The sequence below is a fragment of the Rhodococcus sp. 15-649-2-2 genome, assembly GCF_002258645.1.
Lineage (GTDB): Bacteria > Actinomycetota > Actinomycetes > Mycobacteriales > Mycobacteriaceae > Rhodococcoides.
In genome coordinates, this window is the sequence record NZ_NPFM01000004.1 from 32,644 (window position 1) to 55,141 (window position 22,498).

General features: G+C 64.5%; 23 protein-coding genes. 11 read left to right on the plus strand and 12 right to left on the minus strand.

Annotated features, from left to right (window positions below; translation table 11 throughout):
* Positions 1–2 precede the first annotated feature (2 nt).
* Both CH305_RS02290 and CH305_RS02295 read right to left on the minus strand, forming a co-directional pair.
* A complete protein-coding gene (locus tag CH305_RS02290) occupies positions 3–1,619 on the minus strand; it encodes an acyl-CoA dehydrogenase family protein (RefSeq protein WP_094702428.1) in 1,617 nt (538 codons plus the stop codon).
* On the minus strand, positions 1,606–2,208 hold the full coding sequence (locus tag CH305_RS02295) for a TetR/AcrR family transcriptional regulator (RefSeq protein ID WP_032377336.1): 603 nt from the start codon (positions 2,206–2,208) through the stop codon (positions 1,606–1,608). Before CH305_RS02295 ends, CH305_RS02290 begins: the two co-directional genes overlap by 14 nt.
* Positions 2,209–2,269: 61 nt before the next feature.
* On the opposite strand from CH305_RS02295, the gene CH305_RS02300 reads away from it, so the two are divergent.
* Genes CH305_RS02300 through CH305_RS02310 form a run of 3 tightly spaced genes read left to right on the plus strand, consistent with a single transcriptional unit; the run spans position 2,270 to position 4,543 of the window.
* Positions 2,270–3,034 carry a crotonase/enoyl-CoA hydratase family protein gene (locus CH305_RS02300; RefSeq protein WP_094702430.1) on the plus strand — a complete coding sequence of 255 codons (765 nt, stop codon included), beginning with the start codon at positions 2,270–2,272 and terminating at the stop codon, positions 3,032–3,034.
* Positions 3,031–4,281 carry a hypothetical protein gene (locus CH305_RS02305; RefSeq protein ID WP_094702432.1) on the plus strand — a complete coding sequence of 417 codons (1,251 nt, stop codon included), beginning with the start codon at positions 3,031–3,033 and terminating at the stop codon, positions 4,279–4,281. The genes CH305_RS02300 and CH305_RS02305 overlap by 4 nt, the downstream gene beginning before the upstream one ends.
* Positions 4,282–4,297: 16 nt before the next feature.
* Positions 4,298–4,543 carry a DUF2630 family protein gene (locus CH305_RS02310; RefSeq protein ID WP_032378297.1) on the plus strand — a complete coding sequence of 82 codons (246 nt, stop codon included), beginning with the start codon at positions 4,298–4,300 and terminating at the stop codon, positions 4,541–4,543.
* On the opposite strand, the gene CH305_RS02315 is transcribed toward CH305_RS02310, so the two are convergent.
* Positions 4,544–5,302 (minus strand): SDR family oxidoreductase, encoded by a 759-nt coding sequence (locus tag CH305_RS02315; protein ID WP_094702434.1) that lies wholly within the window; start codon positions 5,300–5,302, stop codon positions 4,544–4,546.
* Positions 5,303–5,331: 29 nt separating this feature from the next.
* Here CH305_RS02315 and CH305_RS02320 point away from each other — a divergent pair, with 29 nt between their 5' ends.
* Entirely contained in the window at positions 5,332–6,774 is a 1,443-nt protein-coding gene (locus CH305_RS02320; protein WP_094702436.1) for an NAD(P)/FAD-dependent oxidoreductase, read from the plus strand.
* Here the strand turns inward: CH305_RS02320 and CH305_RS02325 are convergent.
* A complete protein-coding gene (locus CH305_RS02325; RefSeq protein ID WP_037155087.1) occupies positions 6,768–8,174 on the minus strand; it encodes an APC family permease in 1,407 nt (468 codons plus the stop codon). The two genes, CH305_RS02320 and CH305_RS02325, sit on opposite strands and share 7 nt — an antisense overlap.
* A 38-nt stretch (positions 8,175–8,212) precedes the next feature.
* Between CH305_RS02325 and CH305_RS02330 the strand changes: the two genes are divergently transcribed.
* Together CH305_RS02330 and CH305_RS02335 are read left to right on the plus strand one after the other, a co-directional pair.
* Entirely contained in the window at positions 8,213–8,806 is a 594-nt protein-coding gene (locus CH305_RS02330) for a TMEM175 family protein (RefSeq protein ID WP_037155084.1), read from the plus strand.
* A 9-nt stretch (positions 8,807–8,815) separates the two neighbouring features.
* Positions 8,816–9,592 (plus strand): IclR family transcriptional regulator, encoded by a 777-nt coding sequence (locus CH305_RS02335; RefSeq protein ID WP_032404346.1) that lies wholly within the window; start codon positions 8,816–8,818, stop codon positions 9,590–9,592.
* Here the strand turns inward: CH305_RS02335 and CH305_RS02340 are convergent.
* From CH305_RS02340 to CH305_RS02360, 5 genes are all read right to left on the minus strand, one after another.
* Positions 9,580–10,569, minus strand: a complete 990-nt coding sequence (locus CH305_RS02340) for a D-glycerate dehydrogenase (RefSeq protein ID WP_094702438.1) — start codon at positions 10,567–10,569, stop codon at positions 9,580–9,582. The genes CH305_RS02335 and CH305_RS02340 overlap by 13 nt on opposite strands.
* Positions 10,566–11,489, minus strand: coding sequence for a hydroxymethylglutaryl-CoA lyase (locus CH305_RS02345; protein ID WP_094702440.1), 924 nt, complete (start codon positions 11,487–11,489; stop codon positions 10,566–10,568). The genes CH305_RS02340 and CH305_RS02345 overlap by 4 nt, the downstream gene beginning before the upstream one ends.
* The gene (locus CH305_RS02350; protein ID WP_037155079.1) at positions 11,490–12,710 is read right to left on the minus strand and encodes a CaiB/BaiF CoA-transferase family protein; all 1,221 of its coding nucleotides are present in this window, start codon (positions 12,708–12,710) and stop codon (positions 11,490–11,492) included.
* Positions 12,711–12,772: 62 nt separating this feature from the next.
* Positions 12,773–14,164 carry a GntP family permease gene (locus tag CH305_RS02355; RefSeq protein ID WP_094702442.1) on the minus strand — a complete coding sequence of 464 codons (1,392 nt, stop codon included), beginning with the start codon at positions 14,162–14,164 and terminating at the stop codon, positions 12,773–12,775.
* Positions 14,165–14,313: 149 nt separating this feature from the next.
* Positions 14,314–14,874, minus strand: coding sequence for a molybdenum cofactor biosysynthesis protein (locus CH305_RS02360; protein WP_094702444.1), 561 nt, complete (start codon positions 14,872–14,874; stop codon positions 14,314–14,316).
* Between the two features lie 74 nt (positions 14,875–14,948).
* On the opposite strand from CH305_RS02360, the gene CH305_RS02365 reads away from it, so the two are divergent.
* On the plus strand, positions 14,949–16,493 hold the full coding sequence (locus CH305_RS02365) for a carboxylesterase/lipase family protein (RefSeq protein WP_094702446.1): 1,545 nt from the start codon (positions 14,949–14,951) through the stop codon (positions 16,491–16,493).
* Here the strand turns inward: CH305_RS02365 and CH305_RS02370 are convergent.
* Positions 16,486–17,352, minus strand: coding sequence for a DNA-formamidopyrimidine glycosylase family protein (locus tag CH305_RS02370; protein ID WP_094608328.1), 867 nt, complete (start codon positions 17,350–17,352; stop codon positions 16,486–16,488). The two genes, CH305_RS02365 and CH305_RS02370, sit on opposite strands and share 8 nt — an antisense overlap.
* 29 nt (positions 17,353–17,381) lie before the next feature.
* Between CH305_RS02370 and CH305_RS02375 the strand changes: the two genes are divergently transcribed.
* From CH305_RS02375 to CH305_RS02385, 3 genes are read left to right on the plus strand one after another with little or no spacing between them, the layout of a single operon-like run.
* On the plus strand, positions 17,382–18,182 hold the full coding sequence (locus CH305_RS02375; RefSeq protein WP_283164489.1) for a thymidylate synthase: 801 nt from the start codon (positions 17,382–17,384) through the stop codon (positions 18,180–18,182).
* The gene (locus CH305_RS02380; protein WP_094702448.1) at positions 18,179–18,688 is read left to right on the plus strand and encodes a dihydrofolate reductase; all 510 of its coding nucleotides are present in this window, start codon (positions 18,179–18,181) and stop codon (positions 18,686–18,688) included. The genes CH305_RS02375 and CH305_RS02380 overlap by 4 nt, the downstream gene beginning before the upstream one ends.
* A 54-nt stretch (positions 18,689–18,742) precedes the next feature.
* Positions 18,743–19,069 (plus strand): cupin domain-containing protein, encoded by a 327-nt coding sequence (locus CH305_RS02385; RefSeq protein WP_032377351.1) that lies wholly within the window; start codon positions 18,743–18,745, stop codon positions 19,067–19,069.
* On the opposite strand, the gene CH305_RS02390 is transcribed toward CH305_RS02385, so the two are convergent.
* The gene (locus CH305_RS02390) at positions 19,062–19,922 is read right to left on the minus strand and encodes a universal stress protein (protein ID WP_032404355.1); all 861 of its coding nucleotides are present in this window, start codon (positions 19,920–19,922) and stop codon (positions 19,062–19,064) included. The two genes, CH305_RS02385 and CH305_RS02390, sit on opposite strands and share 8 nt — an antisense overlap.
* A 98-nt stretch (positions 19,923–20,020) precedes the next feature.
* Positions 20,021–20,926, minus strand: coding sequence for an acyl-ACP desaturase (locus CH305_RS02395; protein ID WP_032404910.1), 906 nt, complete (start codon positions 20,924–20,926; stop codon positions 20,021–20,023).
* Between the two features lie 361 nt (positions 20,927–21,287).
* Here CH305_RS02395 and CH305_RS02400 point away from each other — a divergent pair, with 361 nt between their 5' ends.
* Positions 21,288–22,487 carry a CdaR family transcriptional regulator gene (locus CH305_RS02400; RefSeq protein ID WP_230592574.1) on the plus strand — a complete coding sequence of 400 codons (1,200 nt, stop codon included), beginning with the start codon at positions 21,288–21,290 and terminating at the stop codon, positions 22,485–22,487.
* Positions 22,488–22,498: the final 11 nt, after the last annotated feature.

The window sequence follows — 22,498 nt, forward strand, 5'->3', positions numbered from 1 at the left end:
CATCACACCCGCGCCAACACCGCTGCCGTATCTACTCCCGTCGGCAGGGTGCCGAAGGCGATGCCCCAGTCGCGGTCGAGTCGAGTGGCGCAGAACGCATCGGCCACAGCAGAATTCCCGTGCATCACCAGCTGCGCACCCTGGAAGGTCAGAGCCATCAGTTCGACGACTCGCCTGGCCCGATACTCCATGTCGGAGGTGTCGGAGAGCTCTTTGCCGACACGCGCGATGGCGTCGTCGAGGCGAGAATCCACGCCCGATGCCTGGCCGATCTCACCGAAGAAGGCCTCGACGCTGTCGGGCTGCCGCGCCAATGCGCGTAGGGAATCGAGTGCGGCGACGTTGCCCGACCCTTCCCAGATCGACATCAACGGCGATTCGCGGAACAACCGAGGCATACCCGATTCCTCGACATAGCCGTTGCCGCCGAGACATTCGAGGGCCTCGGCGGCATGTGCCGGTGCCCGCTTGCATACCCAGTACTTGGTGATGGCCAACGCGATTCGGCGCAGTGCGCTCTCCTGCTCGTCGCCGCGGGCCGAGCCGTCGGTGGCCTGCGCCAGACGAATCATGGCGGCGGTCGCGGCCTCGGATTCGATGGTCAAGTCCGCCAGCACGTTTCGCATCAGTGGTTGATCGATCAGCTGAGCGCCGAACGCCGCTCGGTGCCGAGCATGATGAACCGCGCGGACTGTGGCGTTACGAAGTCCCGCCGCGGATCCTATGACGCAGTCCAGTCTCGTCATGTTGACCATCTCGATGATGGTGCGCACGCCGCGGCCCTCATCACCCACGAGCCAACCGGTCGCCCCGTGGTACTCGAGCTCGCCGGATGCATTCGACTTGTTGCCCAGCTTGTCCTTCAAGCGCTGCAGCATCATTCGGTTACGGGTGCCATCGGGCAGGACGCGCGGAAGCATGAAACACGACAGCCCACCCGGTGCCTGCGCCAGGGTGAGGAACATGTCCGACATCGGCGCAGAGGTGAACCACTTGTGACCGGTGATCGAATACGTCCCGTCCGACGACGGGGTTGCGGTGGTGGTGTTGGCGCGGACGTCGGATCCGCCCTGCTTCTCGGTCATCGACATACCGGCGATCAGTCCGCGTTTCTCGGACGGGACACGCAGACCGAAGTCGTATTCCCGCGAGGCCAACAGTGGCTCGTATTGTGCTGCCAGAGAGGGGTTGTGCCGCAGAGCCGGAACGACGGCATAGGTCATCGAGATGGGGCACATATGACCCGCCTCGGCCTGTCCCCAGACGTAGAACTTCGCTGCGCGGGCAACATGTGCACCCACGCGATCGTCGGTCCAAGGGCTGGCATGGAGTCCGTGCTCGACGGCGACGGTCATCAAATCGTGCCAGTGCGGGTGAAATTCGACCTCGTCGATGCGATGACCGTACCGATCGTGAGTCTTCAACACCGGTGGGTTCTCGTTGGCGAGCCGCCCCCATTCCTGGGCCTCCGCTCCGCCGGCGAGGACTCCCAACTGCCGAACCTCGTCGAGCGCCCAGCCGCCACCGGCCCGCGCCAGGCCGTCGAGCAACGACGCGTCCGCGGATGTGTCGTACGGGCTCAGGTCGATTGCCTGATTGAATACCTCATGCGTGTCCATCTCGAACTCCTAACGCGCGCAACGACAATGCGACTAGACCCGGGACCGGATCCTTGGATTCATGGGAAGACAACGGACCGACCAGAACTTCGCCGACGGCCCCGACCAGACCTGCTGCCGAGATCGCTGCGTCCTGCTCGGGGATCTCCCCGGCTGCGATGCCTGCAGCGATCGCGTCGGCGAATGCCTCGGTGAATTTCCGCCGGAAGACCAACCGCTCGGCGTCGACGGCGGGGTCCACCGGTTCGGCGAGCAGCGCGTACGCCATCGTTCGGTTCTTCAGGGCTCGTCCGGCGAAGGTCTCCACCACTGCCGTCACCCGCTCGGCAGTGCTTCCATGCCCGGCAACAGCGACCACCGCGGCGACCTCACGGCCGCAGACCTCGCGGAAGATGGCGACCACCAGGTCCGCCTTGCCCTCGAAGTGGGTGTAGACGCTGCCTGCGGATACTCCCGCGGCCGCGGCGACCGACGCGATCGACAGCCCTGCGTAACCCTGCGTCGAGAGCACCTCAATGGCGGCAGCGAACAGCTTCTCGCGGCCGGCGTCGAGCCTGGCTTGCACCGCGGGGGTTCGGCGATAGGGCATGCAAGGATTGAAGCATTGATTCATTGCTTCACGCAAGAGAACTCGAGTAGGGTTCACAGACATGCCGGTACGGATCGAACGATCAGGCCCCGTCACCACAATCGTTCTGTCGCGCCCGGAGGTGCGGAACGCCGTCGATGGCCCCACCGCCCAAGAGCTGATTCAGGCGTTCGAGGAGTTCGACGCCGACGAGGCCGCATCGGTGGCGGTGCTGTGGGGCGACGGTGGCACGTTCTGCTCGGGAGCCGACCTGGGGGCGCTCGGCACATCCCGCTCGAACCACGCGACCGAACACGGTGACGGCCCGATGGGTCCGACGCGAATGCGGTTGTCCAAGCCGGTCATCGCGGCGGTCTCCGGGTACGCCGTCGCGGGCGGACTCGAGCTGGCACTGTGGTGCGACCTGCGTATCGCCGAGGACGACGCCACGTTCGGCGTGTTCTGCCGCCGGTGGGGTGTTCCGCTGATCGACGGCGGCACAGTGCGATTGCCGCGCATCATCGGTACCGGTCGAGCGATGGACATGATCCTCACCGGTCGCGCCGTCGATGCCCAGGAAGCTCTGAACATCGGACTGATCACCCGAGTCGTTCCGGTCGGGCGGGCCCGCTCCGAAGCGGAGGCCTTGGCCGCCGAACTCGCCCTACTGCCGCAGACCTGCATGCGCGAGGATCGATTGTCCGTTCTCGAGCAGGACGGCCTCGACGAGGAGTCCGCGATGAAGAACGAGTTTCGACATGGTGCCATCTCGATCACCGCCGACGCGCTCTCGGGCGCGAGCAAGTTCGTCTCGGGCGCGGGACGCCACGGCACCCCGAGTCCGTGATCTCGACACGCTTGTCGGTGATCGACGAGATTTTCCTCCGCACCCATCGCGGATATGGCATTCCGATTGCACTGCAGGGCATCTGGCGTACCACCGAGACGGTGACGAGGCAGGAACTCGGCCGCGTACATCAAGAATTGGCCGTCGGGCAACTCGGCCGCAGAGTCGGCAAACCCCGGATACCCGGTGCCCGACTCCGCTGGGACATCTCATCGGACTCGCTGCCGCTCGAGTACGGCACCGACGCCGTCGACGACGTCATCGGATGGGCCGATGCCCAGGCCGACGTTCCACTCGACCCGCAGTACGGTCCCGGTTGGCGATTGACGGCCGCTCCCCTCGCGCACGGCGGCACCGTGGTGTCGTTGGTGTGCTCGCATGCACTGGCCGATGCGCGAGGTCTCATAGATGCTGCCGCACAGGCATTCTCCGGCGACACAAGGCCCGTGCCCGTCCCGCATCCGGGCTCGGATGCCCGAGACGCGATCGCGATGATCCTGACCGTCCTCGTTCGATCCATCGCAGCGACGGCGAGGTTGTGGGTCAGCAAGAAGGCGCGAGCCGAACTGCGTGCGTTCACCACCGCCGACACCGGTGGCGTCGCCCCGCACCGGGCGCGGCAGATGCACGCGGTGATCGTCGATATCGATGCTGCAGAATGGGATTCGACGGCAGAGCGTGTCGGCGGTTCGGCCAATTCCTTGTTCGTCTCCATTGTGGCCACCACGATGAGCGAACTCGGTTCACCTGCCGTGACCGTCGACATCCCCTTCCGCACCGGATCCGGTGATGCCAACTCGATCGGGATGGCCACCGTCGCCGTCCGTGGAAGCGACTCACCCGCGGACATCCGAATCGCCTGCAAGGCCGCATTCGGAGCTCCCGTCGGAGCGCCGGCCGGCTATCCACCGGAGATCGTTCAGCTGCTCCCCCACCGCATCGCCGCAAAGCTGACGTCGACACCGGGACGCGGAGAAGTGTTGTGCTCCAACATCGGCGATATCCCGAGTGCCGTCACCACCCTCGGCCCCCACCGATCGCGCGGGCTGGCCACCCGGGCGATCCACCCGAATCCGTCGGGCGCAGTGTCCACCATCAGAATGTCGACCTACATCTCTCGAATGAACGGCAACTACACGCTCTCGCTCGTGTGCACCGACGACGCCCTGGTCGGTTCGTCGGCCGAGCTCGCATCGGCTGTACAACGAGCTCTCGCGACGCGAAACCTGGCCGGTAAACCCTGGTAGGTCTACCGTGGTCGCCATGAACGAGCACGATATCCACACCAAGATCCAGCAGCTCATCGCCACCGAGCACAAGCTCCGCAGCGAGACCCAGGCCGGCGACATCGACCCGACTACCGAGAAGGCCGAATTGGCCTCCCTCGAGCACGCCCTCGATCAGTGCTGGGACCTGCTTCGCCAGCGCCGCGCACGCATCGACGCGGGCAAGGACCCCGATACCGCAACCGCCAACAGCGTCAACCAGGTCGAGGGCTACTTGCAGTAGTCAGACCATTCGATCCGTCAGCACGTTCGGCAGAAACCGCAGCGCCGCGTCGATGCCTCGCCACTTGAGGCCGGGCAGCGCGGCGCGGCGAGTTTCGCTCTCGATCGCGTCGATCATGGCGGTCACACCCTGGTCCAGAGTGGCTGTGAGAGCGCCACTGTCGCCCGCCTTGGCGGACATGTCGGTGGCGATGAAGCCCGGCAGCAACGTGGTGACGGCAATGTCGGTTCGCGCCAGTTCGGTCGCCAGCGATTCGCCCAGCGAGGCCACGGCAGCCTTGCTCGCCGAGTAGGCCGCCTTGGCTCCCGGCAGTCCCCGGTCTGCACTGATCGACGAAACGAACACCAGGTGCCCGCGCTTCTGCTCTCGGAAGATCGAGAGTGCGGCCTCCGCCTGCGACAGGGCACCGACGAAGTTGGTGCGCGCGGTCTCCAGGTTGGCCTCGGCCCGCCCGGTGCCGATCTTCGCGCCCTTGCCGAGCCCGGCATTGACGATGACTCGATCGAGTCCGCCCAGTTCGTCTCGCAACGTGCCGAACACCTCGCCCACTGCATCGTGATCGGTGACGTCGAGGGCACGGACCGAGACGGTGATGTTCGGGTTCTGGTGCATCAACTCGACGCGGAGTTCGTCGAGTCGCTCCACCCGCCTGGCACACAGCGCCAGATCGCGGCCCATGGCGGCGAACCGTCGGGCCATTTCCTCACCGAGCCCCGAGCTCGCTCCGGTGATCAGAATCTTGTTCCGAGTGGTCGCCATAAACGGCGAGCCTATGTCACTGTGGAGTGATGGCCCCAGAGAGCTCGGAATTCGATGTCATCGTTATCGGCGGTGGCCCGGTCGGCGAGAACGCCGCACAGTACGCAATACAGGGCAGCGATCGCACCGCAGTGATCGTCGAGCACGAACTACTCGGCGGTGAATGCTCCTATTGGGCCTGCATGCCCAGCAAGGCACTGCTGCGTCCGAGCGAGGTTCTCGACACCGCGCGAAACATGCCGGGAGTCAAAGAATTGGTCGGTGATCAGCCCCTCGATGCCGACGCTGTTCTGGCCCGACGCGAGTCCTACACCCACGGCCTGGACGACTCCTCGCAGGTGACGTGGGCCGAGTCGGCGGGCATCTCGGTGATCCGTGGCCATGGGCGACTCACCGGGATCAAGACCGTCGAGGTCGACGGCCGCACACTCACTGCCCGTCACGCTGTTGTCCTCGCCACCGGAACCACCGCATCGGTACCGAACACCCCCGGTCTGCGCGATGCCCAGCCGTGGATCTCCCGCGATGCCACCAACATTCACGAGACGCCCGGGCACATCGCGGTGATCGGCGGTGGCGTCGTCGCGACGGAGGCGGCCACCTGGTTGCTCTCTCTCGGAGCGAAGGTGACGATGATCGTGCGCGGATCGTCGCTGCTGGCCGGTTCCGAACCGTTCGCCGGCGAACTGGTCGCCGAGGCTCTGAAGAAGCGCGGCGCAAAGATCATGCTCGACGCCTCCCTCGAGTCGGTGTCACGAGAGAACCCTGCCGCCACCGGCATCGGACGAATCCACGGCGGCCAGGTCACTCTGGTCGTCGGCGGTAGCGAGATGGTCGCCGACGAAGTTCTCGTCGCTGCGGGACGTACTCCGGCGAGCTCTGACCTCGGCCTGTCGAGCCTCGGACTCGACGAGGGCCACTACATCGACGTCGACGATCACCTGTCGGTTCCGAGTCACGACTGGCTGTATGCAGTGGGTGACGTCAACGGCCGTGCGCCGCTGACACACATGGGGAAGTACCAAGGCCGGGTGGCCGGTGACGTCATTGCCGCCAGGGCCGAAGGAAAGCCGCTGGACCAGAAGCGGTTCCGCGCCACGGCGGACCACGGACAGATTCCCCAGGTGGTGTTCACGCCCGTCGAGGTGGCGTCCGTCGGACTGACCGAGGCAAAGGCCCGAAAGGAAGGCATCGACGTCGAGATCGTGGCGCAGGACATCGCCGTCGCGGGTTCGTCTCTGCAGCAGGACGATTACTCGGGGCGGGCGCAGCTGGTGATCGACCGCGCCACCGACACGATAGTGGGCGCGACGTTCGTCGGGCCGGGCGTCGCCGAGCTCGTTCATGCCGCCACTGTCGCGGTGGTCGGTAAGGTCTCGCTCGACGATCTGTGGCATGCGGTGCCGTCGTATCCGACGGTCAGCGAGATCTGGCTCCGGCTACTCGAAGCTCGTCGAACAACCGATCACTGACGCATGTAGGCGGCGGCGATGCCCTCGTAGGTCTTCGGATCGGCACGCCTGATGCGCAGTGCCACCAGGACTCCGAGGATCGCCGCAAGGATCAGCACCACGGGAATTGCGTTGACGATCGCAGAATCGGAACCGGTCAGGATGCTGTAATGCGTTCCGGCAAGCACCAATCCGGTCATGAACCCGGCGAAGCCGATGCCGGGGGCAATTCCGGTGCGCCACAGTGAGCGATCCGGATGGCCGATGAAGAACACCACCACCGACAGCGCCGCAGCGGCTTGAAGGGCGATCACTCCGAGGGTGCCGAGGCCGATGGCACCTGCGGCGTAGATCAGGTACGGGTCGGCACCGGTCACCGCGAACGCGGTCAGCGACACGGCAGCAACGACCGAGGCGGTGACGCTGCCGATGTGTGGGCTCGAGTGGCGCGGGTGAATTCGGCCCAGTCGCACGGGAAGTACGCGCTCTCGCCCGAGGGCGAACAGATATCGACTGGCCGCGTTGTGCACGGCGAGATACGACGCGAGCACACTGGTGCACAGCAGCACCGCGGTACCGTCGTACAGCACGGTTCCTCCGTACTGCTGCGCCAGCGTGAACAGAAGATTGCCCAGTTCGGTCTGGGCCAGCACCGGTGCGTCGACTCCGCCCGCGGCCCCGACGATGATCCAACTGGTCAGCACGTAGAAGACGGCGATGAGCGTGACCGCGATGAACGTCGCGCGCGGGATGCTGCGCCTGGGATCCTTGGTTTCCTCGCCGTACAGTGCCGCAGACTCGAATCCGATGAAACTCGAGAAGGCGAACATCATCGCTATCCCCAGAGATCCGGAGAACACCTGCGTCGGGGTGAACGACTCCAGCGGCACTGCCGCGGTTCCCTTGTCACTCACCACCAGGACGTTGAACACTGTCAGAAAAGCGAACTCGAGCACCATCAGCGTTCCCAACACCTTGGCCGAGAGGTCGGCATTTCGGAAGCCGAGAAAAGCGACAATCACGACAGCGGCTGCCGTGAAGACGTACCACGGAATGTCGATACCGGAATCAGCGAATACCAGGTGCGTGAAATATCCGAATGCGCCCGAAAGCCCGCACGCCAGCGAGGTATACGCGACAACTGCGACATATGCGGCAGCAACACCGGGCGGTTTCCCCAGCGCCAGACCGATGTAGGTGTAGAACGCACCGGTGCTGTACACCTGCTGGCTGATCGCCGCGAATCCCACCGAGAAGCACAGCAGCACAACGGCACTGATCGCATAGGCAGCCGGCAGACCGGCACCGTTTCCGCGGATCAGAGCCAACGGTACGTTGCCGATCATGGCCGCCATCGGCGCCGCGGCGGCGACAACGAGAAACACAACTCGACCGGTGGTGAGAGTACGTCGCTCGGACATCGTTGGGACGCTACTCGCAGAGGGAGCAGAATGCTGACATGGAATACGAGCGTGGATTCGACAGACTGGTCAACTTCAGCGATGCCGTGGTCGCGATTGCCGCTACATTGCTCATTCTGCCGTTGGTGGAGCTGGCCGAACCGGACGAAAGCGCACAATTCGTCGATATTCTGCGTGACCACGGCGTCGAGCTGTTCGCATTCGTACTCAGCTTTCTGGTCATCTTCTCGCAGTGGCTGAGCCACCATCGTGTCTTCCGAAACCTGGTCGGATACACCCGGAGTCTGATGTGGGTGAACTTCGTCTGGTTGTTGTCCATAGTGTTTCTGCCGTTTCCCACCAAGTTGATCGCCGAGAAGAGCGGCTACGACGCGAGCGCGTCACCGCTCTACGTCGCGACCATCGCGGTGTCGGTCATCGCGATGTTCGTGGCCGACGTGATCGTGTCTCGGCACCCGAACATCGTCGCGAGCGATACCCCGACGTCCGCGAGCACGCGCAACGGAGCCATCACCTCGACACTGATGCTGGTGGCTCTCGGGCTGTCGTTCACCCCGCTCGGTCTGTGGTCGCTCCTGATTCTGTTGCTCACCGCGCCCATCAACCGCCTCGAGGATCGAGTGGCCAAGTAGATTGGACGTGTGAGCACCGAGAGCACGTCGAAGCAACAGCCGCTTCTGGTGCTGGGCAAGATCACCGAGATACTCGACGCCTTCTCGTTCGACCGTCCCTCGTTGACCCTCGGCGAGATTCAACAGACCACCGGACTACCGACCTCGACTGTCCAGCGTCTGGTCACCAATCTGGTGCAGCAGGGATTTCTGGACCGGAGCGGCGATCGCATTCGCATCGGGGTGCGCATGGCCTACTGGGCCGCGACGGCGACCAAGGACCTCGACGTGCTGTCGATCGTCAACCCGATACTCAAGGACATGCGCGATCTGACGACCGAAACGGCGTGCTTCTTTCGGCCCGAACAGAACTATCGCGTGTGCGTCGCGATCGCCGAGACGCGACATGCGTTGCGACGAGACATGTACGTAGGCAAGGTCATCCCGCTCAGCGCGGGATCGGCCAGCCGCGTCCTGCTGGCCTGGGATTCGGAACTGGCCGAGCGTGTTCTCTCCCGTGAGCTCGAATCGATGACCGAGCAGACGGTGACCGAGGCCGAGACGATGCGAGCGTTGTTGGCACAGACCAGGTCCGACGGCTACGCGATCACTACCGGTGAGCGCGAGACCGGAGCGTCGGGCCTGTCCGCTCCGGTGTTCGACTCGGCTGCGGACATCGTCGGTGCCGTCACGATCAGTGGCCCGACACTGCGGATGCCGCAATTGCAGTGCGAGGCCTGGGTGGATCTGCTGATCTCCCACGCCGAGCAGATCACGAGAACCTTGGGCGGACGCTACCCCGCGTGACCCCACGCGTCGGGATTGACCGGATGCGGTGGCATCGAACCACCGAACATCGCTGCTGCATTGGTGGCGCACAGCCGAGCCATCTCCGAACGCACCGACACCGTCGCGCTCCCCACGTGTGGGAGCAACACCGTGTTCGGTAGCGACGCCAGCCCCGGTTCGAGGTCCGGCTCGCGCTCGTAGACGTCCAAACCTGCTGCGGCAACGGTGCCCTCGCGAAGCGCGGTCACCAGGGCTGCCTCGTCGATCACCGGCCCCCGCGCAGTGTTGATCACGATCGCCGACGGTTTCATCGCCGCGAGTACGTCCGCGTCCACCAGATGGTGCGTGGAATCCGACAACGGCACATGGAGGGAGAGGAAGTCGCTGGTCGTGACGATCTCGTCCCAGGACGCGTGCTCGACGCGACCCGCGAATTCCCCGAGTTCGTCGTCGGAGACCTCTCGGTCGTCGGGCGGGCGGGGACAGAACTTGACCGTCATTCCGAAACCCAGTGCTCGACGCGCGGTGGCGCGGGCGATACGACCGAACCCGGCCAGCCCCAGCACTCGACCCGAGACATCGCTGCCGAGAAGCAGTTCCGGCTCCCATCCGGTGAACGAGCCGGAGCGGACGAACGCGTCGGCCTCGACGGCGCGGCGGGCAGTGGACAGGATGAGCAGCATCGCGATGTCTGCCGTCGAATCCGTCAGCACCCCGGGGGTATTGGCGACCGTGATGCCGCGTTCGGTTGCGGCTGCAATGTCGATGTTGTCGAATCCGACAGCGTAGTTGGAGATCCCGACGAGTGATGCCGAGGCCAGCAGCTCCGCATCGAACCGATCACGCAATTGGGACACGACGACCGAGTATTCCCCGGAGGAGCAGGCGGCGACCAACTGCTCGTGATCGACCTCCCGAAGGTCCACTTCCCCGGCGGCGCGCAGGATATCCATGCCCGGGGCCGGGATCTCGGTGGTGACGAGGATGCGACTCATACGACCCACTCGAAGGCGCGCGCCTCGGACCGTGCACCCTGAACTGTTTTCGACCTCATGGGCTCGCCCAATTCGGTGAGCAACTCCTCCGACAGAGTCGCCATGGCTGCAAGGGTTTTCGGCTCGAACCAGTCCGGCCGCGTCGCGAACAGAATGTCCTCCGACGAGGTGTTACCACTGGCACCGGGGGCGAAAGGACAACCGCCGAGTCCGCCGAGCGAACCGTCGACCATCGTTGCTCCGGCGGAGATCGCGGCAAGAGTGTTCGCAACGCCCAGGCCCCAGGTGTCGTGACCGTGGAACACCACTCTGCGATCGGGAGTTTCGGCTCGCACCCGCGAGATCAGCGACTGCACCTGCACCGGCACCGCCTGCCCAAGGGTGTCACAGATGATGATATCTGTTGCGCCCATTGCTCGTTCGTCGTTGGCGATCTCGATGACCCGATCCGGCGGCACCTGTCCCTCGAACGGGCAGGTGAAGGACGTCGCGATGCACAACTCGATCTCACCGCCCACCGATCGCGTGATGTCGACGGCATCGGGCATGGCCGCCAGCGACACCTCGTTGGTACGACCGATGTTGGCCTGATTGTGCGAGTCCGACGCGGAGAAGCAGTACTGAAAGTTTCGAGCCCCGGCGGCAGCGGCCTTCTCGACGTGACGTGGAGTGGCGACCCACACCCAGCATCGCGCGAGTTCCTCGGCGGTCAATTCACCGATGACCTCGAGGGTGTTGGCCATCGGCGGCACCTTGTCGCCCCGCGCCATCGACCCGATCTCGAGCGACGGTACACCGAGTTCGATGAGCGCCCTGATGATCTCGAGCTTGCGTTCGGTGGAGAGCATCTTGCCGGTGAGCTGAAGTCCGTCGCGCATCGTGACGTCGCGTAACTCCGCGGCGGGGGTGAATCGGTACATCTACAGGCCCATCTCTTCGTCGGTGCGGCCGAGCAGGGTCGACAGTACTTCTCGGGTGTGTTCGCCCAGATCCGGTCCGACCGAACGAATCGGCAGAGACGTATCACCGATCACCGGAACGACACCGACGAATCCGACGTCGGTCGGCTCGTCCTCGCCGGTGTCGACCTGGAAGTGCTGGATCATGTTGCGGGCTGCATACTGCTCGTCGGCGACGATATCGGCCGCGGTGTAGATCGGTCCCGACGGCACCCCGGCGGCGTCGAGGATCTTCAAAGCCTCTTCGCGCGAGTGCAATCCGGTCCAGGCCGAGATAGCGGCGTCCAACTCGTCGCGTCGACGCCATCGGCCGGCGTTGGACGCCAGGTCCGGATCGGCTCCCAGATCGGGACGGTCGATGGTCTCCATGTAGCGCTGGAAGATGGCGTCGCCGTTGCCGGCGATGATGATCGAGTGACCGTCGTTGCACGGGTATGCGTTCGACGGTGCGATGCCTTCCATCCGGCCGCCCGTCCGTTCGCGCTCGACGCCGTAGGCGAGGTAGTCCGGGATCAGCGATTCCATCATCGACAGAATCGACTCGTTCAGTGCGACATCGATGGAACGTTGCGCCAGCGTGAGCGGAGTCTGCTGATCCGGTGCCTGCGCCGCCCGCAGAGTCTGTCGCTGAAACAGGGCCATGACACATCCGAAGGCCGCGTACAGACCGGCGATCGAATCCCCGATCGAGACACCGACTCGCACCGGGGGCCGGTCCGGATCACCGACGAGGTTGCGGAAGCCGCCGTATGCCTCTGCGACAGCGGCGAATCCGGGCCGTTGCGACATCGGGCCGGTCTGCCCGAAGGCCGAGATACGCGTGATGATCAGTTCGGGGTTGGCTGCGCTCAGCACCTCCGGTGAGATGCCCCACTTCTCCAGAGTGCCGGGCCGAAAGTTCTCGAGCACGATGTCGCACTTCGCCGCGAGATCGACGACGTCCTTACGCCCCTGCTCGGTGCGCAGGTCCAGCACGATCGACTTCTTGTTCCGGTTGATCGTGCGGTAGAGCATCGACGTGGTGCCCGAGTACAACCGCCAGTTACGCAGTTCGTCTCCGGTTCCCGGCCGTTCGACCTTGATCACCTCGGCACCGAAGTCAGCGAGCATGCGTGCCGCAGTTGGTGCGGCTATGTAGTTGCCGAGTTCGAGAACTCGAACTCCGCTGAGCGGCAGTGCCATCGTGTTCCTTTCGATACTCCCAGAATCAGGGCTCACAGAATCAGGGCTCACAGGATCAGGGCTCACAGGATCCAGCTCATCGGCACGATCAACGCGATGGCGATGACCGAGGCAAGCGAGACGCCCACCGAGCACGTCTTGAGTGTGCCCCTGGTCGACTGGCCCATCAAGGACTGCAGCAGCCAGAAGGTGTTGCTGGTGACGTGCACGGCGAACAGCGACCCCGCGCCCGCGGCCAACGCGATGAACACCGGGTCGAGGCCGATGAGCGGAGCGACCGGGGCGAGGATTCCGGCCGAGGTGATGGCGGAGATCGTCACCGATCCGACGGCGATGTGCAACGCGGCAGCGATGACCCACACCATCAACAGCGGAGCCGCGGTGCTGGCCGTGAAGTACTGGCCGAGGATGTCGCCGAGACCCGCCTCGTTGATGACGGCCGCGAGCGAACCACCGACACCGGTGAGGATCAGAATTTGCCCGCTCTCGGCGAAACCACGAGCCAGTGCTTTCTCCACTCGTGCCTGACCGACGTGGTAGCGGCCGATGAGACACGTCCCGACCAAGCCGATGAGCAACGCGATGACCGGGCTGGCGATGAATTCGACCACCGGAACCGATATTTCGGCCACTTCGAGTACGGCACCGATGGCGATGAGGACGAGCGCGAGCAGCAGCGGCGAGAGCAACACCACCAGCGACGTCTGCTTCTCGGTACGCACCTTCTGCGCCACGCCACCTCCGGTTTCGAGGGGCTCGTCGTCGGAATCGACAGGCTCAGGAACCACAGGCTCTGGGACTACGACGATCTGCTGCTCGTCCTTCTCCTCGTTCCACCAACCGTGCCGGAACACGAACGACATTATGGCCACCGACAGCACGACGACCGGAACGATCAGGATCAGTCCGTAGATCATCATCTTGCCCAGCGGCACGCCGAGCAGGCCGGCCAGCGCGAGCGTCGCGACACCAGGGACCATGAACACGATTCCGCACTCGAGCGAGATGGCCAGTGCCGTGGCCATTCTCGCTGTTCCGTATTTGCCGATCTTGGGGGCGAGGTTGCGAGCGAGCGGAGCGGAGATCACCAACAGCACGTCGAGGAAGATGGACTGCAACACAGTCGCGATGGTCAGCGACAGCGCATACGGGAGCCGTTTGGGCCCGAACGTTTTCAGCAGGGTGCCGACGAGACGCTGGATAGCGCTCATCTCCTGCAGCACTGACCCCATCAGCACACCGAACGCGATGAGCAGCCCCACCTCGGCCATGATCTCGCCGAAGCCGCCCGTGATCGTGTCGACGGTGGCCCCGACTCCGAGCTTCGTCGCCAGACCCAGGTACGCAGCCCCGAGTACGAGCGAGATCACCGGGTTGAAGTGAAAACGAACGATGAAGACCACCACCGCCAGCACGGCAACGACGGTGTTGATCACGATCCACATATCGGACATCGGCAATTCTTCCCGCTGGATTCAGTGACCCACGCCATGGCGCGGTTTGGTGTGATCCGTCACACCAATACTCATATTATGGGCACAGATTTGCTTCGTGAGCAAGCAGGTGGGTTGCCTTCGACGCCGGAGGCGCAACGACGAGGAGGTCAGATCGGCTGCGCGCGCCTGACCGACAGTGCTGCACGTGCCGCATCCAGCTCGACCGGGGAGCGCACCGCCAACTCTCCGACCCGCAGAATGCCGTCGGACAGCGGTTCGACACGGAGCCCGCCACGACCGATCAGCGCCTTGCGCGCACCGTCGGCCACCATGCGGTCCATCCACGCGCACGGGTGAGCCGGCCTGCCGCCGCGGAACGTGATCCAGCCGTCGCCGGAGTTCAGCTGAAACTCCTCCCCTCGCAGCGGGTCGAGTTCGAGCCCGCGAACGACGAGGTTGCGCCTGGCCACGGCCGGATCGGGTACCTCGACACCGAGCACAGCTCCCACCGCCTCCCAGGCCTCGACAGCCAGGAGGCTCACCGCGGCCTCCGTGTGCGCCTTCACGCCGAAGAAGCGATCGCCGCGGATGCCCTTGTGGGCCACGATCTCGACACTGAACGGCAGATCGGTCGGTACCTCGGCCGGGCCGTCCTTGGATCTCCCGAAGTACGCGTGCGTCGGCGCTCGCAGCAGCTGCACGATTTCGGCGCGATATTCGAAAGACATGTATTCGAGTCTGCCCGGTACCCAACCCCGCCGGTTCTTACCCGGGAGTAAGGACCGGTCAGTACACTCGCGACATGGCTGTGACGACACGCGTGACCACCTCCGACGGCATCATCGAGGGCAAGCCCGTCGGTGACCTCACCACCTGGCGAGGCATTCCCTACGCCGCCCCGCCCGTCGGCCCGCTTCGATTTCGAGCGCCGCAACCCACCGAGCCGTGGGAGGGCGTGCGCGACGCCACCGAGTGGGGCAACGCCTCGATTCAGCACAAGCGCGGCACGATGCTCGCGATCGGCAAGTATCAGCCGTCGAGCGAGGACTGCCTGACGCTCAACGTGCTGGCACCGAACGCACCGAGCGCGAATCCGCGTCCGGTCATGGTGTTCATTCACGGCGGCGCGTACACACTCGGTACGTCGGCCACCCCGCTGTACGGCGGCGGCTCTCTGGTGCGCCGCTCGCTGAAGGACGGCGACGGCATCATCTACGTCTCGGTCAACTACCGACTCGGCGCTCTGGGCTACCTCGACATGTCCCAGTTCTCCACTCCCGAGCGGCCGTTCGACTCCAACCTCGGCTTACGGGATCAAGTTGCGGCTCTGGAATGGGTACAGCGCAATATTGCCGAGTTCGGCGGCGATCCCAACAACGTCACCGTCTTCGGCGAGTCCGCGGGCGGAAACGCAGTCACCACGCTGCTGGCGGTTCCCGCCGCGAAAGGCCTTTTTGCTCAAGCTATTTCCGAGAGCTCCGCCCCGGGCATGACGACCACCAAGGAACGCGCCGATCAGTGGGCCCTCGAATTCGTCGGCTACCTCGGCGGCACGGTCGACAACGCTGCCGAGACGCTGGAGAACGCCGAGGTACTGCGGCTCGGACGGGCGGGCACCAAACTCGGTCTCACCACGTTGCACCGCACTCCGGGCCTGCTACCGTTCGGCCCGGTCATCGACGGCGACTTCCTGCCGGTCAGCCCGATCGAGGCCTACGCGAACGGCACCGCGCACCGCGTTCCACTGATCATCGGCACCAATGCGCGTGAGGGAACACTGTTTCCGAAGTTCCTCGACGCGTTGCCCACCAACCCCGAGCGCATCACGAAACTGTTCTCGCTCACCGACCCCGACGCCGAAGCCGTTGTCACTTCAGGCTACCGGGGCTACCCGAACGAGCGCTCAGCCATCGACTTCGGTGGCGATTTCACCTTCTGGAAGCCGTCACTGGAAGTGGCCGAGGGGCATTCGCGTCACGCATCGACGTACTTCTACCGGTTCGACTTCGCGCCGCGGTCCATGAAGGTACTGGGCCTCGACGCCACCCACGGGTTCGAGTTGTTCGCCGTGTTCGGCATCAGCAAGACGCTGTTCGGCAAGGCGCTGACGCTCGCCGGCGGACGAAAGGCCTTTTCCGACGTCACCGAGCAGGTGCAGTCGCAGTGGATTGCGTTCGCCACCAACGGCAAACCGCTGGACTCGTGGCCGGAGTACGACGAGGCCGAGCGCAAGACGTTGATCTTCGACACCCGCACCCGGGTACAGAAGGATCCGCGGAGCGACCGGCGCAAGGCGTGGGCCGGCTACCGCGGCTACGACAGCCAGAAGCTCGAACCCGTTACTTGAGCAGACGGGACATGCGGCGGTCGGCGAGGATCTTGCCGGCCGTCTGACACGTGGCGCAGTACTGAAACGATCGATCGACGTACGCGACTTCGCGTACCGGGTCGCCGCACACCGGACACGGCAGTCCGGTCCTGGCATGCACCCGCATGCCCGATCGCTTCTCCCCCTTCAGACGCGCCGCGTCCTGTCCGGCCGAGCGCGCCACCGCGTCGGACAGCACCGAGCGCATCGCCGCGTAGAGCGTCGCGACGGATTCGGGATCGAGCTTGCTCGACGACGCGAACGGCGAGAGCTTCGCGACGTGCAATATCTCGTCCGAGTAGGCATTGCCGATGCCGGCCAACAAGGACTGGTCCACCAACGAGGTCTTCAGTCGCGCAGTGGTACTTCCGAGAATCTCGGCGAACTCGAGCTCGGTGACCGTCAGCGCATCGGGCCCGAGGCGCGCGATGCTCGCGACCTGCTGAGGATCACGGACGACCCAGACCGCCAGTCGCTTCTTGGTACCGGCTTCGGTCAGGTCGATGGCAGGCGTGGCTCCTTCGGGGGTGAAGAAATGGATGCGCAGCGCCAACGGGCCCTTGCCGGGCTTGGGCGGCGCGGCGCTGGGATTGTCCACCCACCGCAGCCACCCGCCGCGCGAAAGGTGCGTGATCAACCACAGGTCACCCGCGCGCAGTGCCAGGTGCTTGCCGAAACGGGCAGCATCGGTGACGTCCTTGCCCTGCAGCTCGGTGAGCGGCGGATCGAACGTCTTGAGAACACTGAGTGCGGCGATGTCGATGCGTCCGATCACAGCACCGACGGCATGCTCGCGCAGAAAGCCGGCAAGGGCTTCCACCTCGGGTAATTCCGGCATGTGTCCAGTATGCAGCTACGATGACCGTCGTGATGGTTCCGACTCCGTACGAAGATCTGCTGCGCCACATCCAGGGCACCGGGACGGCGAAGTCCGACCGAACCGGGACCGGCACCACCAGCGTGTTCGGGCATCAGATGCGCTTCGATCTGGCTGCGGGCTTCCCGTTGATCACCACCAAGAAGGTCCATCTGAAGTCGATCGTGTACGAGTTGCTGTGGTTCCTGCGGGGCGATTCCAACGCCACGTGGCTACAGGAGCGCGGCGTGAGCATCTGGGACGAGTGGGCAGCTCCGGACGGCGAGCTCGGCCCGGTCTACGGAGTGCAATGGCGGTCGTGGCCCACCCCGTCCGGCGAGCACATCGACCAGATCAGCCAGGTCATCGAGACTCTGAAGACGAATCCGGATTCGCGTCGGATGATCGTCTCGGCCTGGAACGTCGGCGAGATCCCGCAGATGGCACTGCCGCCCTGCCACGCGTTCTTCCAGTTCTACGTGGCCGACGGCAAGCTCTCGTGCCAGCTGTACCAGCGCAGCGCAGACATGTTCCTCGGTGTGCCGTTCAACATCGCCAGCTACGCGCTGCTCACGCACATGGTGGCGGCGCAGACCGGGCTCGAGGTGGGCGATTTCGTGTGGACCGGCGGCGATTGCCACATCTACGACAACCACCGCGAGCAGGTTGCCGAACAGCTCTCCCGAGAGGCATATCCGTACCCCACTCTGAAACTGGCACAACGGGATTCGATCTTCGACTACACCTTCGAGGACATCGAGATAGTGGACTACCGGCACCACCCGGCGATCAAGGCCCCGGTCGCGGTGTGAGTGCCGAACGATTCGTCGGTCTGATCTGGGCTCAGAGCCGGGCCGGAACCATCGGTGACGGGGGTGGCATCCCCTGGCGCGTTCCCGAGGACATGGCGCACTTCAAAGCCACGACGGCCGAGCATCCGGTGATCATGGGCCGCAAGACCTGGGACTCACTGCCCGCGAAATTCCGTCCGTTGCCGGGGCGTCGCAACATCGTGATCACCCGCAATTCCTCGTGGTCCGAAGACGGTGCCGAGAACGCATCGAGTGTCGCCGACGCCGTGGCCAGGGTGGGCGAAAACCCGGTCTGGATCATCGGCGGCGGCGAAATCTATCGCAGTGCAATGAGTATCGCGACCCACCTCGAAGTCACCGAGGTCGATCTCGACGTCGACGGCGATACCAGTGCTCCCGAGATTCCGGAGGGCTGGATCGCGAAGGCCGGCGAGTGGCAGAGCAGCCGAGTGAACGAGACTCGGTTTCGCTGGGTCGAGTACGGAAAGGCTACCCAACCTTCCTGAGCGCGTTCAGGATTCCCCCGTCGTGACTGCGGGCAGTGCGTCATACTGACGATCATGGACAAGAAGTCACTCACCGCCCTTGCCCGTCAACAACTCAAGCTTGCCGTCGGCGCGTCGAGTGGCCGCAGTTCGCAGACGGTCTACGGCGGTCATCGACGCCACCTGAGGCAGACCGTCGTGGCCCTGGCCGCCGGGAACAAGTTGGCAGAACACGATCTGTCCGGCGAATCCACCGTCCTGGTCCTGAGCGGAAAGCTCGAGCTGATCAGCGGCGAGCGATCGTGGAAGGGCTCGACCGGCGACTTGCTCGTCATCCCCGACGCCCGCCACAGCGTCGAGGCCATCGAAGACGTGAGCTTTTTGCTGACCGTCGCTATGTGAGCGCTTTTCTCACTACGAGCACGGGGCAGTCCGCGGTGTTGACGAGTGCGAAACTCGTGGACCCCAGCAGCATTCCACCGAATCCGCCGCGTCCCCGGTTGCCCACCACTATCAATGCCGCGGTTTCGGACAGGCCACTGAGAACTCGTACCGGTCGGTCCTGAGCCACGATGCGCTGCACCTCGACCTCGGGAAACCGCTCCTGCCAGCCGGCGAGACTCTCGGCCAGTAGCGCCTCTTCGCCGTCCGCGATGGCGTGCCAATCCTTGGGCGCGCGTCCGAACGATTGCGTCAGATCCACATCGGACCACACGTGTACCGCGATCAACACGGCCGCCCGCGCCGACGCTTCGGCGAACGCCCACTCGACGGCAGCCTGATTGACGTCCGACCCATCGATGCCCACGACGACCGGGCCCTCGGCAACCGGGCGACCGTCGATGTCACGACCCCGCACCACGGCCACCGGCGAGACGCTGTGAGCCGCCAAAGACAATGTGACAGCGCCGGTTTCGCTGGCACCGATCACCAGAATCTCGGCCTGCGCCGAGACGCCGATGAGAACGTCCATGACACCGCCCTCGATGGCACTCGACGTCACCTCGAACGCGGGATCATCGACGACCAGCGCGGCCAGAGTCTCGGCCGCCACCAACCTGGACTTGGCTGTCGCAACGAATTCCGTTGCTTCTCCGGCAAATTCGCTCAGGTCGACTACTCCCGGCATGTCGACGGCAGTGACGATGTGCAACCGCCGATCGCGTCGGTGCGCGCAGAGGGCCGCCCATATCACCGCCTTGTCCGCCGCGGCGGATCCGTCTATTCCGACGATGATCGGTCGAGAGCCTGTCACGATGGGGGCCTCCGGTCGTTGCCCCGAACACGAGGTGTGGAGCGTGAAGAAGAGTAGGAGTTCAGGTTAGTCGATGGACCCCGCCGAGGTAAGTGGTCTCAGCTGGCGCGCAATGCGTTTGCGTACTCCTGCGTTCGCATGGAGCTGCGCTCGATGGTGGCGGCCTGGGCATCGAGATGGTCCAAGTAGTCCGCCAGTTGATCGCGTTTGCGCGCTCCGGCACCGAGATCTGTCCGCTCGAAGATGCGCCACTGGGCCAACATGGGTCGCAGCACCTCGTCGAGATGGCGAGCGAGGTCGTAGATACCGTCGCGCGCGATGAGCATCGCACTGCGGGCGAAACCCGGCAGGTTGGTACCCGGTAGCTGGAAGTTCATGACGACCTCGGTGATGGCCGTGACCGTCAGGCCGGGTGCCACGGCGAGCGCTGCCGAAACCAGGTTTTCGAAGAATCGGACGTGCAGTTCCTGATCTGCGACGATGCGCCCGAGGAGACGATCTGCTACCGGATCATGGCACTGATCTGCGGTGTTGCGATGACTGATGCTCGAGACCGACTCGTCCAGGGCCACCTGAACCAGTGACCGGAGCAGGTGTGCGCCGTTCATCGGGGAGTCGAATCCCACCGCCATACATTGCGCTCGGGCTCGTCCGAGGGCGACCGGATCGACGCTGCGGGTGGCGACCAGGTAATCGGTGACGGCCGCGGCATGCCGACGTCGTTCGTTGCTCCAGTCGGTGAGCCAGGACGGCCAGGCACCGACCTCGGTTGCCACCGCATCCCGGCGGTAGAGCGGAATGTTCTGCTCTACCAGAAGATTCGTCACCAGCGCGGCTTTCGCAGTTTCGGTCAGCGTCGAGGGACGCGATCCCCAGTACATCTCGGCACGGACGAAGTCGGCCGGTTCCCACTGAACGGACTCGGCGCGGTGACGGGCGAGATTCTCCTCGATGGTCGGGCGCAACTCCCGGAGAACAGTGAACTGACCGATATCACTGTGCATGCTCGTCCCTTCGTCGCCCACTCCCAACGAGATCAAGGTAGATGTGCGCTGCACACCCCGTGAACGGCTTCGCGATTGTTTAGGGCAAGTCGCAGCCGTCCGCGCCACTCGCTCGAGATAGATCACAACGAGTTTTGCCGAAAACCTGGATCACACGTTGATAACAACCTATGATCGATCCTGTTAGAGGCCAGGAAACAAACTTGAAGTACGAAAACACCGCGGTTTTACGCTCGGTTGCATAGATTGAGCCATGGAAGCGCGTTGATACGCGTGAGTAAGTTTGCAGTCCGAATGACCTGAAGAATCCAACACGAAGGGTTGATCTGTGACCGTTCACAACTCGACTAGCCTCGGAATCATGGTCGCGGGTCAGCCTGCGTCGGCTCCTCTTCGCGACTTCCGCGCGGTGGCGCGGCTCCTGGTAGGGCATTTCGCAGCCAACACTCCCTGTGGGTCGTTGCCGGGCGAACAGCTCCACGGCGACGTCACCGAATTCACCGTCAAATGCATCAGCATCGCCGTCCAGATGCTCGACGAACGCCGCGCTCCGGCCGAGTCCGACCTGGCCGAGCTCCGCGCCAAGGCCAGCCAGTGGGCTCGCGAAGGTGTTCCGCTCGAATCCGTGCTCAGCGTCTACCACGAGGGCATCCAGATCGGTTGGAACCTGGTGTCGAAGCGGGCAGGCGAGGGAGATGCCGCACAGCTGATCGAGGCCGCGCGCATGTTCGTGCTGCTGTCGGAGAAGGTATCCATCGCCGCCAGCAAGAGCTACGTCGAAGAACTGCAAGCAGTGGCCAGCGAACACCACACTGCAGCGCACACTCTGGTCACCTCACTTCTCAGCGGCCACAACGCGGTGTCGATGGCACGTCAGTCCGGCATCGAACTCGCCGACAGTTACCTCGTGCTCGCCATTTCGGTGCCGCCGCACCCGGACGAGAACGACCCCAACATCCAGAAGACGGTCGCCGCTCGCAGAAAGCTGCGTCGTGTGCAGGCCGAACTGGCCACGATCTGCGGCCGCACTCCCCTGTCCCTGCTGAGCACCGAGGGCGGCACCGTCCTCATCCCCGGTGTGCACGACGACGAGTGGGTCGAGGCTCTGGTGCATCGCATCGGTACCGCCGCCGAGGTGCCCGTCACCGTCACGGCCGAGCAAGCCGCCACCGCGGACATCCCCACCGCAGCCGATCAGGTACACGAACTATTGTCCCTGGCCCATCAACTGCACCGCCCGTCCGGCCTGTACCGCATGGACGACCTCGTGCTGGAGTACCAGCTGACGCGTCCGGGCCCCGGCCGTCGCCACCTGACTCAGATCCTCGAGCCGCTCGATTCGTCACCCGAGTTGCTCGAGACCCTCGAGATCCACATCTCGCACGATCTGAACCGGCAGCGATCTGCCCGCCAGCTCCATCTGCACACCAACACCGTGGACTACCGCCTCAAGCGGATCGCACAGCTCACCGGCTTCGACCCCACGCGTCCGTCCGGAATCCGACACCTGCAGGCCGCGCTGGTGGCCCGCCGACTCGAATCCTCGCGCGGCGCAGCCTGATCTGAGAGTTC

Excerpts from the sequence above, each read along its gene's own strand:
- CH305_RS02290 (WP_094702428.1), bottom strand. The coding sequence starts at position 1,619 with ATGGACACGCATGAGGTATTCAATCAGGCAATCGACCTGAGCCCGTAC.
- CH305_RS02295 (WP_032377336.1), bottom strand. The coding sequence starts at position 2,208 with ATGCCCTATCGCCGAACCCCCGCGGTGCAAGCCAGGCTCGACGCCGGC.
- CH305_RS02300 (WP_094702430.1), top strand. The coding sequence starts at position 2,270 with ATGCCGGTACGGATCGAACGATCAGGCCCCGTCACCACAATCGTTCTG.
- CH305_RS02310 (WP_032378297.1), top strand. The coding sequence starts at position 4,298 with ATGAACGAGCACGATATCCACACCAAGATCCAGCAGCTCATCGCCACC.
- CH305_RS02315 (WP_094702434.1), bottom strand. The coding sequence starts at position 5,302 with ATGGCGACCACTCGGAACAAGATTCTGATCACCGGAGCGAGCTCGGGG.
- CH305_RS02320 (WP_094702436.1), top strand. The coding sequence starts at position 5,332 with ATGGCCCCAGAGAGCTCGGAATTCGATGTCATCGTTATCGGCGGTGGC.
- CH305_RS02325 (WP_037155087.1), bottom strand. The coding sequence starts at position 8,174 with ATGTCCGAGCGACGTACTCTCACCACCGGTCGAGTTGTGTTTCTCGTT.
- CH305_RS02330 (WP_037155084.1), top strand. The coding sequence starts at position 8,213 with ATGGAATACGAGCGTGGATTCGACAGACTGGTCAACTTCAGCGATGCC.
- CH305_RS02340 (WP_094702438.1), bottom strand. The coding sequence starts at position 10,569 with ATGAGTCGCATCCTCGTCACCACCGAGATCCCGGCCCCGGGCATGGAT.
- CH305_RS02345 (WP_094702440.1), bottom strand. The coding sequence starts at position 11,489 with ATGTACCGATTCACCCCCGCCGCGGAGTTACGCGACGTCACGATGCGC.
- CH305_RS02350 (WP_037155079.1), bottom strand. The coding sequence starts at position 12,710 with ATGGCACTGCCGCTCAGCGGAGTTCGAGTTCTCGAACTCGGCAACTAC.
- CH305_RS02355 (WP_094702442.1), bottom strand. The coding sequence starts at position 14,164 with ATGTCCGATATGTGGATCGTGATCAACACCGTCGTTGCCGTGCTGGCG.
- CH305_RS02360 (WP_094702444.1), bottom strand. The coding sequence starts at position 14,874 with ATGTCTTTCGAATATCGCGCCGAAATCGTGCAGCTGCTGCGAGCGCCG.
- CH305_RS02365 (WP_094702446.1), top strand. The coding sequence starts at position 14,949 with ATGGCTGTGACGACACGCGTGACCACCTCCGACGGCATCATCGAGGGC.
- CH305_RS02370 (WP_094608328.1), bottom strand. The coding sequence starts at position 17,352 with ATGCCGGAATTACCCGAGGTGGAAGCCCTTGCCGGCTTTCTGCGCGAG.
- CH305_RS02385 (WP_032377351.1), top strand. The coding sequence starts at position 18,743 with ATGGACAAGAAGTCACTCACCGCCCTTGCCCGTCAACAACTCAAGCTT.
- CH305_RS02395 (WP_032404910.1), bottom strand. The coding sequence starts at position 20,926 with ATGCACAGTGATATCGGTCAGTTCACTGTTCTCCGGGAGTTGCGCCCG.
- CH305_RS02400 (WP_230592574.1), top strand. The coding sequence starts at position 21,288 with ATGGTCGCGGGTCAGCCTGCGTCGGCTCCTCTTCGCGACTTCCGCGCG.